At 38.5% G+C, this 13,656-nt stretch carries 14 protein-coding genes and 1 tRNA gene; 9 read left to right on the plus strand and 6 right to left on the minus strand.

Annotated elements, in window-relative coordinates; translation table 11 throughout:
* The first annotated feature begins 155 nt into the window (after positions 1-155).
* Both lptF and lptG read left to right on the plus strand, forming a co-directional pair.
* The gene (gene lptF, locus IV514_RS02985) at positions 156-1,286 is read left to right on the plus strand and encodes an LPS export ABC transporter permease LptF (RefSeq protein WP_206483412.1); all 1,131 of its coding nucleotides are present in this window, start codon (positions 156-158) and stop codon (positions 1,284-1,286) included.
* Between the two features lies 1 nt (position 1,287).
* Positions 1,288-2,355 (plus strand): LPS export ABC transporter permease LptG, encoded by a 1,068-nt coding sequence (gene lptG / locus IV514_RS02990; protein ID WP_206483413.1) that lies wholly within the window; start codon positions 1,288-1,290, stop codon positions 2,353-2,355.
* Here the strand turns inward: lptG and IV514_RS02995 are convergent.
* A complete protein-coding gene (locus IV514_RS02995) occupies positions 2,352-2,873 on the minus strand; it encodes an RDD family protein (protein ID WP_206483414.1) in 522 nt (173 codons plus the stop codon). The genes lptG and IV514_RS02995 overlap by 4 nt on opposite strands.
* A gap of 146 nt (positions 2,874-3,019) precedes the next feature.
* Here IV514_RS02995 and IV514_RS03000 point away from each other — a divergent pair, with 146 nt between their 5' ends.
* Positions 3,020-3,460 (plus strand): hypothetical protein, encoded by a 441-nt coding sequence (locus tag IV514_RS03000; protein ID WP_206483415.1) that lies wholly within the window; start codon positions 3,020-3,022, stop codon positions 3,458-3,460.
* Here the strand turns inward: IV514_RS03000 and IV514_RS03005 are convergent.
* Both IV514_RS03005 and IV514_RS03010 read right to left on the minus strand, forming a co-directional pair.
* The gene (locus IV514_RS03005) at positions 3,457-6,519 is read right to left on the minus strand and encodes an efflux RND transporter permease subunit (RefSeq protein WP_206483416.1); all 3,063 of its coding nucleotides are present in this window, start codon (positions 6,517-6,519) and stop codon (positions 3,457-3,459) included. The genes IV514_RS03000 and IV514_RS03005 overlap by 4 nt on opposite strands.
* A 9-nt stretch (positions 6,520-6,528) precedes the next feature.
* Entirely contained in the window at positions 6,529-7,629 is a 1,101-nt protein-coding gene (locus IV514_RS03010) for an efflux RND transporter periplasmic adaptor subunit (protein WP_206483417.1), read from the minus strand.
* 149 nt (positions 7,630-7,778) lie between these two features.
* Between IV514_RS03010 and IV514_RS03015 the strand changes: the two genes are divergently transcribed.
* From IV514_RS03015 to IV514_RS03025, 3 genes are all read left to right on the plus strand, one after another.
* A complete protein-coding gene (locus tag IV514_RS03015) occupies positions 7,779-8,387 on the plus strand; it encodes a TetR/AcrR family transcriptional regulator (RefSeq protein ID WP_241242156.1) in 609 nt (202 codons plus the stop codon).
* A 122-nt stretch (positions 8,388-8,509) separates the two neighbouring features.
* Positions 8,510-8,596, plus strand: a tRNA-Leu gene (locus tag IV514_RS03020).
* A gap of 666 nt (positions 8,597-9,262) precedes the next feature.
* The gene (locus tag IV514_RS03025; protein WP_206483418.1) at positions 9,263-10,042 is read left to right on the plus strand and encodes a reverse transcriptase domain-containing protein; all 780 of its coding nucleotides are present in this window, start codon (positions 9,263-9,265) and stop codon (positions 10,040-10,042) included.
* Positions 10,043-10,140: 98 nt separating this feature from the next.
* Here IV514_RS03025 and IV514_RS17585 read toward each other — a convergent pair whose 3' ends face one another.
* From IV514_RS17585 to IV514_RS03030, 3 genes are read right to left on the minus strand one after another with little or no spacing between them, the layout of a single operon-like run.
* Positions 10,141-10,269: a hypothetical protein gene (locus tag IV514_RS17585; protein WP_277601483.1), complete on the minus strand. Its 129-nt coding sequence runs from the start codon at positions 10,267-10,269 to the stop codon at positions 10,141-10,143.
* Positions 10,270-10,271: 2 nt separating this feature from the next.
* Positions 10,272-10,400, minus strand: coding sequence for a hypothetical protein (locus IV514_RS17590; protein WP_277601484.1), 129 nt, complete (start codon positions 10,398-10,400; stop codon positions 10,272-10,274).
* Complete coding sequence (locus IV514_RS03030) at positions 10,400-10,771, minus strand: hypothetical protein (RefSeq protein WP_206483419.1); 372 nt, start codon at positions 10,769-10,771, stop codon at positions 10,400-10,402. The genes IV514_RS17590 and IV514_RS03030 overlap by 1 nt, the downstream gene beginning before the upstream one ends.
* A gap of 226 nt (positions 10,772-10,997) precedes the next feature.
* Between IV514_RS03030 and IV514_RS03035 the strand changes: the two genes are divergently transcribed.
* The 3 genes from IV514_RS03035 to IV514_RS03045 all read left to right on the plus strand — a co-directional run bounded on the left by IV514_RS03035 (position 10,998) and on the right by IV514_RS03045 (position 13,468).
* Complete coding sequence (locus IV514_RS03035; RefSeq protein ID WP_206483420.1) at positions 10,998-11,972, plus strand: WYL domain-containing protein; 975 nt, start codon at positions 10,998-11,000, stop codon at positions 11,970-11,972.
* 13 nt (positions 11,973-11,985) lie between these two features.
* Positions 11,986-12,735 (plus strand): hypothetical protein, encoded by a 750-nt coding sequence (locus IV514_RS03040; RefSeq protein WP_206483421.1) that lies wholly within the window; start codon positions 11,986-11,988, stop codon positions 12,733-12,735.
* Positions 12,736-12,856: 121 nt separating this feature from the next.
* Positions 12,857-13,468, plus strand: coding sequence for a zinc ribbon domain-containing protein (locus IV514_RS03045; protein ID WP_206483422.1), 612 nt, complete (start codon positions 12,857-12,859; stop codon positions 13,466-13,468).
* Positions 13,469-13,656: the final 188 nt, after the last annotated feature.

The raw sequence follows: 13,656 nt of genomic DNA on the forward strand, positions 1-13,656 counted from the left end.
TAACTCTATCTTTTATTTTGCTAAAGGCTATAATTATAGCCGCACACAGCAAATAATATATAAGAGCTTATCAAATATTTACTTATGAAAACGACAAGTTTACTTAAAAAATGTCAAAATGTCAGAAAAAAACTAAGTTTTTATAGGATCTTTTCGTGATCATATTCCGTTACTTACTCAAAGAAGTCGCTAAAACTCAGTTAGCTGTGTTTATTGTCTTAATGACGATATTTATTAGTAATAAATTTGTCCGTGTATTGGATGATGCCTCTGAAGGTGGCATTCCAGGACAAATGGTCATGGTGTTTATCGGTCTAAAAGTGCCTGATTTAGCCGGCATGATCCTCCCCTTAAGCTTTTTTCTCGGAATTTTATTAGCCTATGGCCGAATATATGCCGATAACGAAATGACCATACTCCATGCGTGCGGGGTTAGTGAATGGTATGTGGTTCGGGTGACGTTAATTTTAGCCTTGATAACGGCATTGATCACCGGGGTTTTTACTTTGTACTTATCTCCTGTAGCGGCAGAATATGAATACCAAGCAAAAGAACAATTGGCGGCAGATTCTGGTTTAAGCACCTTAATAGCAGGACGATTTCAGACTACAGGTAACAAAAAAGCGGTGGTGTTTATTCACGATAAAAACCGCGATGATAACAGTTTAGAAAAAGTGTTTGTTGCTCAGTTGCCGAGTGATAAAAATAGTCATGAATCTATTATTAACTCCAGTTTAGTGTACGCGGCAAAAGGAGAAGTTATTGAGGAGGCTAGTGGTTCTCAGCGTTTGATCCTGAGTGACGGCACTCGTTATCAAAATGATGAAAGTAATAATGAATTTCGCAAAGTAGCGTTTGGGAAATATTACATTCAGATCCAAGATCAGAAAGTTGAGCATAAACGGCGTAAATTAAAAGCCATTCCAACGGCAGAATTATTTCAACAAGATATTGCCGAATATAGCGCAGAAATCCATTGGCGATTTGCTTTTCCGATAGCCTGTTTAATTTTAACACTGGTTGCTGTGCCGCTGAGTGCGGTTAATCCTCGTCAAGGTAAATTCGCTAAGATGTTGCCAGCCTTATTACTATTTTTAGGTTACTTTTTATTATTAACCGCGATTAAACGCGGGGTTGAAAGTGGTTCTATCTCAAGCTCGGTAGGTTTATGGCCTGTGCACCTAACAGCGTTAATTTTAGGGACTTCGTTACTTATTAAAGGACGCAGTACCGGACTGAAAATCAAGGCTTTACTGCCTCAGTTTAAACGAACTGGAGCAGCGTAACATGAAGATCCTTGATTTATACATTGGCCGTATCATTGCTTCAACAACATTTTTAACCTTAGTGGTTTTTGTGAGCTTAAGCGGCATTATCAAGTTTGTTGAAGAAATGAAAACGGTAGGTAAAGGCAGTTATGACCTTTCTCATGCGGCGTTATATGTACTGTATTTTGTGCCGCGTGATGTTGAAATGTTTTTTCCTATGGCAGCATTAATTGGTGGCCTTATTGGTATAGGTATGTTGGCCAGTAATTCAGAGCTGGTGGTAATGCAAGCGTCAGGGATGTCTCGGCTTGATATTATTCGTTCGGTGATGAAATCAGCCACCTTGTTGATCTTTGCTAGCATGGTGATCGGTGAGTGGTTGGCACCCGTTGGTGAAGCATCTGCTCGACAAGTTAAAGCTCAGGCGATTTCTGGCGGTAGTTTAATTGCCGCTAAAGGGGGAACTTGGGCAAAAGATGGTGACTACTTTGTCCATATTAATGAAGTTGAAGATACGGGGTCATTAAATGGCATACAAATATACCGTTTTAATCAGGCCTTAGAATTAACCAGCTGGTTATCGGCACAAAGTGCGGTGTATTTGTCTGATGCGTGGCAACTCAATGATGTGGTTGAAACACAAATAGCTGCACAAGCAATCACCCGTGAGCGTATGCATGTGAAAACATGGCAGTCATCGTTAACGCCAGATAAACTAGGGGTGGTGACGGTTAAGCCTGAATCTTTATCTGTGGGAGATTTAATTGAGTACTTGGATTACTTAGAAGAAAACCAACAAGATAAAAGTCGTTATCAACTTGCCTTTTGGCGTAAAGTTGTTCAGCCCGTGACGGTCGCTGTGATGTTATTATTGGCATTATCTTTTATTTTCGGTCCATTACGCTCAGTTTCTATGGGGGCGAGGATCATGATGGGGGTCGCCACCGGTATCTTATTCTTCATTACTAACCAAGTATTAGGATCGATCAGTTTAGTGTATCAATTGCCTGCGATTTTTGGCGCGTTAATGCCGAGCGTAATTTTTACCAGTGTGGCATTATTTTTTATGAGAAATAAGGCAAGTTAATCTTTACTTGCCGATAAACGGGCTTTATTTGCCTGTGGCGATAAAACCACCACTTCAGTGTCCGTTAACCAATCTTGTAAACTTAATTTTTGTTGCCAGTTAACTAATAACCACAAGTTGCCTAAACCGAAACAGGTAGGTAATAATCGTTTCATCGCTGTGGTTTTATCGATATTACTACCGTCTTGGTTTTGGACACGTAAACGCCATGCTTTCATACCAACGGTTTGACCACTTTTGCTCCAAAAAAAGATAAAGAAATAAGCGACCCACGCCATATTCCAGGTATAAATTAAGCTGCTATACAGTAGTGATGATTGCTGCGCTTCAATCAGGTGTTGATGACCTTGCATATCAATGAAGCCAAAATAAGCAAACAGTGCAAAAATTAAAAAACCAAAAGCACCGGCAACCATATACACGGCAATGGCAACTAAGGCGTCATAGACCCAAGAAGCGATGCGACGAAATAAACCTGCGCGTGGAAAAGTTGAAAATGAAAGTGTATCAGTAGTCATGAGTCTTGTACGGGCAATTTTTGCCGAGAGTCTAGCAAACTTTACTATTGGCTACCACTTCAACCTCAGATATAAGAGGTTGACCACTTTTATGTTAACCATTCTTATGCTAGGGTAAGCTCCTCTCTAGTTAATGTTGTACTATTATGCAAGAAAGTTTTTTTGCCCCTCATGGCAATATTCAAACAAGCATTGATGAAAATATGGTGATCATTAATGTTGAAGGACATTGCAATACTGAATTTTTTCAACAGATGGCGAAAGAATTAGCAGTGGTGCGTGAACAGGTAGAAATTGAGCAATACACTGCGTTGATTATTTTACATGGTGAAGCCTTGGCGACCCAAGATGCTATGTTGTTTTTAACCCAGTATTTAGAAGCGTCACTGGTTAATGCTGTTGCCTTTAATTTATCTGATGTTCTCACCCCAGCATTGACCCAAAACATTTGTCATCAAAGCTTTGCTCAAGTCAATATCAGGCATGACTTTTTTCAGGACAATGAATCGGCAAAAGCTTGGTTAAAGCAATGCATTAAAGAGGGCAGCAGTGGTGATACCCTCAATAATGAACAGGTGATGGTTTAAGGCAATTTTACCCGATAGAAAGCAGCGTAAATTACAGGAACCAAGCCAAGCGTTAGTATAGTACCAATGGCTAGACCAAAGGCTATCACACTTGCCATGCCGTAAAACATTGCATCTTTGCCGATGATCAAAGGCAATAAACCCATCACGGTGGTGATCGTAGTCATAGTGATCGGGCGCAGTCGTGTCAAACAAGCATCAACAATGGCTTGATAGTCTGTTTTCCCTTCTGCTATTTCAATTTTGATCCTGTCTATCAAGACAATGGCATTGTTGATAATAATCCCAGCGAGGCTGTATAGCCCCAAGGTGACAATAAAGCCAAACGGTGCCTTCAATACCAACAAACCGATAACAGCACCGATAAAAGATAATGGAATGGTTAAAATGATCACGGCGGTTTGTCTAAAAGAATTAAACTGGGCCACTAATAAAATAATGATCACCCCCAGCACAATCGGCATATTCGCGCTTAATGCTTTTTGAGCCGCCGCAGATTCTTTGATCACCCCGTCATACTCAATGACATGATTGACCGGTAAATCTTGTTTTAATTGTTCGATGTCTTTATCTATGATTAGCTTTAAATCTTCTGCCGCCATTTCAGTATTTCTTGCTTGTATATTGACGGTGCGAAACATGTCTTCATGCTGGATCACAGAAAACTGATTAACTGGTTCAAAAGTGGCTACTTGAAATAAGGGCACAGCTTTGCCTGTTTTCTCAGAATAAATATTAAGGGTACGCAAGCGGTCTAAGTTGTGACGCTCTGTTTCTTTTGCTCGTAGGATGACAGGAATAATTTCATCTTGCTCTCTAAATTCGGTAATTTGAGCCCCTGAAAAGTAAGCTTCAAGTGCCTGAGCAATATCATTTGAGCTTAACCCTGCTCGTTTAGCGCGATGTTGGTCAACTTGTACATTGATCTTTGTGATCAAATTTTCCCAATCAGTACGAATGTCTAGGGTGTTTGGCACTTGATGTAATAATGCCATCACTTCTTGAGCTTTTTTGTAAATCACTTCACTGTCAGGGCCTTTGACCTGAATTTTTATAGTGCTGGAATCTGAAGGGCCAAGAAACATTTTCTTCACTCGTGCCGAGACATTAGGAAATGTTTGTTCTATTTGACGCTCTAACATTGCGACTTTTTCGGTGACATTGGTACTTTCAGCAACATTTAATACCATAAAACCTTTATTTTCAGCAGGATCTTCTGGGTTTAGTGACAGCACAAACCGAGGGCCACTAAAGCCAACATAGGCCGAGTAACTTTCAATAAAGTGCATAGATTCTTGCTGATTTAGCCAATCGAATATTTCATTCATTTGGCGATTGGTTTCTTTAGAAGAAGTGCCATTGGGTAAATCAATGTTGACTAATATCTGTGTGCGATCTGAATCAGGGAAAAACTGTTTAGCAACAAATTTCATACTGAAAACTGACGCAATAAATAACGCTACCATGACGCTACAAAATAATACTTTATGGCGTAACACCCAATGTAAAAATCCTTCATAAGAATGATAAATTTTTGCCATGATACCTGTGGTGTCATTGGTTTCTTGTGCTGTGTTTGTTTGCTCAACGCGAATAAAGAAATAACACAGTAGCGGCGTGACACATAACGCCAATACCCAGCTAGTGAGTAAGGTGATTAAAATCACTAACGAAATAGAGCGGGTAAATTCTCCAGCAACATGTTCAGCAAGCATCAGCGGTAAAAAGAATAAAATTGTGGTGGCAGAAGAACTGAGTAAGGGGATTGCTAGTTCTTTGCTCCCTTGTAGCATGGCGTGAAAACGTTCAGTACCTTGTTCTATTCGTCGTTTAAAGTCTTCTGCGATGACGATGCCGTTATCCACCAGTAAACCCAGTGAAATGATCAAGGTTGCCAAGCTCATACGTTCAAGCTTGATGTCAGTAAATTGCATGATTGACAGTGTGGTTAGCATAACAAAGGGGACAATGGCACCGACAATTAAGCCGGTACGAACGCCTAAAAATAAGATCACTACCACCATGACGATCGCCAGCGTTTGCATGACACTCTTTGATACCCCTTTAACGGTTTTATCAACTTGTTCCGCTTGATAAGTGGCAATATCTAATTGATAGCCAATAGGAAGGGTGTTGGTTGTTTGTTCAATATGCTCAAGCATTCTTGGGGCATATTCTAAAATGTTGTAGCCCGGTAACATCGAAATAGCGAAAAATATCGCGGGTTGACCATTAAAGTACGCCAGTTTTTTAGGTGGGTCGATATAGTCACGTCTGACGGTAGCAATATCTTTTAACGCAAAAAAGTTTTCGCTGTTCGGAATATTGATTTGGGTTTTTTCGATATCGGCCAAATGTAAATAATTACCTGAAGGTTCAACAATAAAACTTTTTGCGCCGGTATCAATTAAGCCACCTGAGCGGATAATATTTTGGCTGCGTAATTCGTCGATTAATACTCTAGGTGAAATCCCTAATTGCGATAATTTACTGTTGGATACTTCAATAAATATACGCTCTGCTTTTTGCCCTAAAATTTCTATTTTTTTAGTGCCTTTAACCGCATACAAGGTATCTCTGGTATGTTGCGCAATGTCATACATTTCCCCCATATCAAAACCATCAGCGGTCAGGGCAAGGGTGATGACAGATACATCTCCAAACTCGTCATTGACAAAAGGCCGAGCAGTGCCCGCGGGCATTTTGCTATGAGCAGCAAGTGCTTTATTGCGAAGATCTTGCCAAATGTCATCGAGATTAAAATACTTATCGTCAATTTTGACATGGACAATTGATAAACCTGTTGAAGAGCTTGATTTTATTTCTTTAACTTCTGGAATTTTTCGAATTTCTTCTTCGAGTTTTTTAGTGATCAGTTGCTCTATTCTTTTTGGTGCCATACCAGGAAAGGCAGTGCTAACAATGGCTTCACGTATTGTGATGGTCGGATCTTCTTGGGCGGGCAAGGTAAAATAGGCAAATACACCATTAACTAATAATAAACTAACGATCAGTAATACGGTTTTTCGGTAATTGAATGCAATTTCAGTTAAGTTCATTGGGGTTCCTTAATTGAAACGAGCCGTTGATTTGTCAAGTAAAGTCACCCGTTGTCCATCGCGCAAAAATGCGACGCCAGCCGTTGCAATAATTTCTCCACTTTTTAGGCCACTTGAGATAAACACTCTATTACCTAAAATATTTTCAGTTTGTACTTGGCGTTGTCGTACCACGCTAGCTTGTTCATCAAACACATAAACATAGGTTTTTTGCTCTAAGCCAGCCCTTAATGCTGTGATGGGGATAACAGAGACCTTGCCGTTAAACCCTGTTCGGCCTTCACCTGCGAAGGTAAAGTCAACTTCAGCGGTCATACCTGCTCTTAATTTATTATTGCTCTGCATTAAGACCACAGTAACAGGAAAAGCATTTGCCGATTCTGCGCGGCTACCAATTTCGTTGATTTTTCCCGGTATACTGAGCCCCGCTAATACCGGAAAGTGTACCGAGAGAACATCACCTTGGACAATTTGTTGGATCAAGGTTTCTGGCACTAAAACATCAACTTCTAAGCCATGATCTCCCTCAATTTCAAAACTTGGTTGACCGGTATTAATTTGCTGTGAAGGTTCGATAAAACGTCGGGTGATTTTGCCGTTATAAGGGGCTAATAATTTACTATCAAGTATGTTCTTTTTGGCAATATCTACCTGTGTTTGTGCAACATTCACGGCACTTTTTGCTGCTTGAAAATTTGCTTTGGCGTTATCAAACTCAGATTGAGAGACTAATTTTTGAGCAATCAAGGTGCTAAAGCGCTTAAAAGTACTGCTTGCTTCACTTAATGCCGCGTTTGATTTTGCTAATTGTGCTTGTGCCGATTGCAGGGTCAATTGGAAGTTGCGTTGGCTTAAAGTTGCAAGCAGCTGACCCTTTTTGACAACGTCACCTAAGTTAACTGCTACCGATTCTACTTTTCCAGGGACCTCAAAACTTAGTTGAGTGGACTCTACTGGCGCGACTATGCCTGATAAGGTACGAAGCTGGGTGAGATCCGTTTGTTCAACTGACGTCCATGCAATAGGGCGGATATTTTTCTTTGTTACCTTCTGCTCTGGTGAGCAAGCAACAGTAGTTAAAATTAAGAGCAAAATAAGTAGATTACGCATATTGGTTCCATTTTATAAGGTTAACTACAGTAAAGTGAATAATTGACAAAAGCACAATTGGTACTGCATAGTACCGAGTATTATGGTACTCTATAGTACCAAAGTCAATCGATTATATATTCATTAATGTGCGAACGTAGGAGAGAAAATTGACTACCTGCCAAACGTTGTTATCTAAACGAGGAGAAAAAATACTCACTGTGGCTCAACAGTTATTTTTACGGCATGGATATGAAAAAACTTCCCTTGAGATGATCATTAACGAGTCAGGGGGATCGCGTCGTTCGATTTATAGTGAGTTTGGTAATAAACAAGAGCTGTTGAAAGCTGTGCTTAAACGCCAAATAAGTTCACAATTAGATGTGCTTGGAAATATTGACTACCAACAACCCGTCGATGAGGCACTAAAAACGGTATGTACAAAGTTTGTTAAAGGTTTTTTATCTTCCACTATGGTGGCATTATTTCGTTTAATCAGCCAAGTGGTAGTTAAAATGCCAGAAATAGGAGAACTTATTTATCAAGCAGGACCTTTAAGAGGACCTACTCCGTTAGCCGATTATCTACAGTATCTCGCGAATAAAGGGCAGTTAGTAGTTGAAGATAAAAACTTTTCAGCCAAAATGTTGATTGAAATGTGTAAAGGGCGTTTGCATGTTCAGGCAATTCTTCGTCCAAAGGTTGAAGTCACCACAGATGAAATTGTGCAGCATGTAGATAAAGCGGTTAATATGTTTTTAAAAGCACACCGAGTTTAGCGTTATTTGGATAAATAATCAGCAAATAAGCGATTCGCTATGAAAAACTATTGCGTCGAGTAAGATATTTCGTATAATGCCTGCCACTTCAATCACTTTCGTTGATTGTGAGTCACTGTGTTGCCGGAGTGGTGGAATTGGTAGACACGACGGATTCAAAATCCGTTGCCTTTGCGGGCGTGACGGTTCAAGTCCGTCCTCCGGTACCATTTCTTGATAATGCTAGCGTTATCAAGGCTTACAAACCGACATTAAGTCGGTTTTTTTGTGCCTGAAATTCAGTGTTAGGTACATATCCTGTCCCGCAGCTGGGTAATTTCTGGGTAGATATGCATCTACTACTGTCCAATAACAACTACCTACAGCTAACTTAGCCTTACCGACTTCAACATAACCAAGAACATAAACACTCTAGATCTTTAGGAACGATACAATTGCAACTAGGGTCGTTTCAGGTCGTCTCCCTGTCTTTTGATTTTATAAAGACTTACCTATGAAACATATTGACAGTAAGTGTTGTCCAAAATATGATTGAAACTCCTGATGTTAGGCACTTGTTGCCCCCTCTGTAGCTGTCACATTGTGATCCTTGGGGATGCCATGTTGTTGACTTCAATGTTAATTGATTTCAATGTCATAATGGTTGTCCTGAAAAGTTAGTTTTTAGTCATGCGCTTGCGCTAGGCACGTCAGGATAATACGGAGGGCGTGATTATGAAAAACCATAATTCTGATCATAGCCTCGTTAAAGAGCGTTTAGTGGTTGCTATCTTGATAGTTAAACTACTAAAAGTTACAGGTGAATTTTTACCTGTAGCTATTGAACTCTTTAACATGGCTCTTAACTACTCTTCTAAACAGGTACGTTTGTCGATATGTCGTTTGAACCATCTTGGATTCATAAATTTGAAGTTAAACCTGACTCATGGGTATATGTCCCTTCTTTAGCGACTAAAATTCTCGGAGAAAAAATATCTAAGCAAGTAAAAAGTGTTTGGCGTGCTCCTGAGTATTTCTATCATTTAAATCAAGGTGGTCATGTTCAAGGCTTGAAATCACATATAAATGATAAGTTTTTTTCAAGTATAGATATAAGTGATTTCTTTGGGTCAATTAGTCGAAGTAGAATCACAAGAGCTCTAAAAAAAAGACTCAGTTATGAACTAGCTAGAGAAATCGCAATGGTTTCTACGGTTAAGCATTACAAACCAGAGCAACATTCACATTCATTACCGTTTGGCTATGTACAGTCACCAATTTTAGCGTCGATCTGCCTTGATGATAGTGCGTTAGGTGAATGCATTAAAGCTTGCTCAATTAATGAAGCCCTTAATATTAGTGTGTATATGGATGATATTGTGTTGTCGAGCAATTCCAAACAAGAACTACTGGAGCAAATGGAACTACTAAAAGATGCAGCAAGACGTTCCCATTTTTCATTAAATGTTGAAAAAGAATCGCCGCCAGCTGATTCTGTGGTTGCATTCAATATCGAGCTTTCTCACTCTTTTTTAAAAATCACAGATAGCCGTATGGTTAAATTTACTCAAGCATATATTAATGCAGAGTCAGAATTTGAAAGGGAAGGTATTGTTGGGTACGTGGGGACTGTTAACTTTAAGCAGGCTAAGTCACTAGCAATGCTTCAATTATAAATATTATTGCATGAATAAAGGTACGATTCATTACTTTGACAACGGTAAAAAAATAATAAAGCTAACCCAAATCAGGTTAGCTTTTTAGTTTCTACGACTTAGAAAAATAGCCACCACACACCAATAGCAAAACCAAATAATGTGATTTTAGGTGGTAACTCTAATAGTGCTCCCACAATAAGCGTGACAACAACAAAAACGATAAAACTCAATAATAGCGATAACATAGTTACCCCACACACTTAACGAGAAATAAAAGTAAAAATGCCGCAGCTATAGCTGTTTTTGGATTATCTACTGCTTTGATTAAGGCAAGAACAAGAGCGACAAATAAGCCAAAATAAATAAGCGTATCCATTACTCATTAGCTTCAACAGGGGCTTCAATTTCTTCATCTTTAGCAATAACTATGCTGACAGTTAACAACCCTACAACACCAACAATTAATGCAAAAAGGTGACTTGGTTTGAATGAACCATCAAACATGAACCATATAGATATACCTATGAAACCTAATGATGGTAACCCACCAAACAAAACCGCTGTATTGTAAAGCTTTCCATCAGTTGGCCTCTTAAATATTGCTATTAGAGTTGCAGCCATACCAATAGCAAAAAAAAATCCCCCTAAGTTGCCTTTTCCAAGTTCAGTGATCGCTACAAAGCCGAAGTAGCCTGATAACACTAATGCGCTTAATGCTGCTAAATACCTTTTTGTACTGTCTTTCATTATGAATATTCCTTTTTAGTTTTTTGCTCAGGTAAAAGAGCGAGTTATTGCAAATTGTAACTACCTACCTCGACAGGTGGTGTCGAGTTGGTGTGAATAGTTGAAAGTAAATTGAAACGCTTGGTGCGCCTTATCTGGCTGATAACAAAAGCTTTAGCCTGATGGCTTGAATTGAGTAAATATTTATTCTTTCTCGACATGCCCTTGCAGGCGCAACAGATAAAATATGTGGATGCATACTCACGATACTCTTGCCAAGCGACTAGGACTGATTCTTACCCGATTAAATATGGGTGAACGATTAGTGCTGGAAACTTTGTCTCAAGATTACGGGGTGTCGGTTCGAACATTGCACCGTGACCTAAATGAAAGGTTAGGCTACTTGCCAATACAACGTACTGGTTCAACCTACTACTTAAATCCTAGATACTTAGGCAGAAGCAGTAAGTATCACATTAAACCTGTGCTTGATATTTTGGGTTTGTCTAAGATATTTCCTGCTTACGATGCGCTATCATTCAGTAGACTATCAAATAATGAAGTACCACCGTTTTTGTTTCGTGATATGAAAGTTGAAGATGTTTCCAACTACCAATCAACCTTTAAGTCACTAACATTAGTAATCCAGAATCTTCAAATAGTAAGCTTCACATATAAGCAACAGCAGTATCAAAAAGTAAGCCCTTATCGCTTGGTAAACGATAGAGGTTGGTGGTATTTGGCTGCCATACACAATAACATGCTGAAATCGTTCAAAGTAGCGAACATAAGTGAAGTAGTGGTAACACAACTAAACTTCACTCGTAGCAAAAGTATTGATAGTGAAATAACAAATTCGCCCATGCTTTGGCTCACAGATAAGCCTATTGAAGTGGTACTGAAAATAGATAGTGCTATTGCCGGACATTTTTGCAATACATCATTACTACCAGAGCAACAGTTACTAAAAGTATTAGACGATGACAGGTTGTTAGTTACTTCAACCATCACCGATAAAAAACAAATAATCCCAATACTCAAATATTGGTTACCTGATATAGAAATATTGTCACCAAGTGAGTTAAAACAGTCGTTAGTTTACGAGTTACAATTTTCTATTGATCAGTTGTCCAAATATACCTTTCTTTATCACTTTAGTTCTTTGCTACATAACAAACTTTTCGTTAAACTTCATATGGTTATTATATGGATTAAGGAATGAGATAGGTGGAAATATGGATCCTAAAGTAGTTGCTTCGTTAGCTGGCGTTTCGGTTGGAGCTTTATTAGGCGGAATTGGGTATTACTTGAAGTCTAGATCTGAGCGGTTAAAAGCAAAACGAACGGTCTTGTTTCATTTGCTTGAAATTAGGCATCTATTGGTTACATCCAACATAGATCCTAACGATATTGCAGATAAGTATATTGAGTATTCTGAAGCGTACTTTAATAAAATTGGTTTGCCTGAAGAAGAAAAAATGCCTGCTGAGTTGGTAAACATGATAAAAGACCATTTATGCAGAATTGTAAGTACTCAACGTCCAAAAATTGATGAAGATTTCATTAAGTCATATGAAACTTCATTAAAAGAATTATGTAAAGATGAACCAGTTTTGGCCTTTAGGTTAAAGGGATTAGATAATGTTAACTCCCTTCTAGATGCACAAGAGGCGTATGAGAGTAATGTCTCAAATTCAGAATTTTTCTCTCAAGTATCAACTCTAAAAGAACATATGTCAGAACAGCTTAAAAATGCGAACTTTTCAGCAATGAGTAAGCTTATTGATGGCTACAATGAAGATATCCTAAACGTTTCTTGGAGTTGTGATTTAGTTACTTGGTATAAGTGCCGAAAGATTGTTAAAGCCAAAGTTTCAAATGAAATATGTTTCAAAGAAACTGGTCTAGATAAAGAATTGGATAACATGTTTCAGGAACTACTTTCGGTATTGAAACAACAAAACTGCTCACATACTAATGCTTGAGTTACGACATGATTCTTTTAAAGAATATTCAGTTAATTGGTGTTATTTTTATTTTGATGCTTAAAATCTATTAACGCTGATTTAGTCATAATGACTGGATAATAATTTTGAGATGTAAATTATGTATTGTAAAAATTGCGGTCAAGCCGTTTCTGATATCGACAGCTTTTGTAGTCATTGCGGTAAAGACTTAGCTTCAAATACTCGTAATGATGTAAATGGAGATGGAAGTATTAACCTTGCTGGAAATAATACTATTTCAGATAGTCACCTGCATGTTGGTGATGTTTATCAAGGCGATAATAAGGAAGAGGCTGCTTATATTGGTAGAGAGTTTTTAAAGCCTATTACACTTGCAGGAACGCCTGTTAAGGCATCATGGTTAACTATATCTGGAGCATTGGGGTTTGTTGGTAGCTGTGCATCTATCTATAGTGTGATTGGTAATTCTTCGCCACTTTTATATTTCTTTTTATTAGCATTTAGTGTTTTTTTACTGATCAATGGTATTAGGCTTTCTAGAATTCGATTCTCAAGACTTAAATGGTTTAACTTAGAAGCAAATAACGATGGTGAAATTTTTATATCTAAAATTAGCGGTGATTGTCCTAAATGTGATGGAAAGTTAAAGTTGGTAGACATTAATGTTTCCAAAGATCGATATAAAACTTATGTGCGTTGTACACGAAATTGTGATCATACATGGAACTTTGACCCTACTGTTTTGGATTAAAGTTGCTGCACGTAGTAATGACGTAACAAATACTGAATCTGTTGTGTCGCTGCAGCAGCTAAATTCATTATCCCCCTTAGTAGCAAAACTTACAGAGTAAAATAAAAATAATGAAAACCGTAGCTGACAACAACTACGGTCTTCCTCCGTTCTTTTGTGGTAAATTTTAGGTTACCGCAACAGTAAAA

Source organism: Thalassotalea sp. G2M2-11 (genome assembly GCF_017168195.1).
Lineage (GTDB): Bacteria > Pseudomonadota > Gammaproteobacteria > Enterobacterales > Alteromonadaceae > Thalassotalea_E.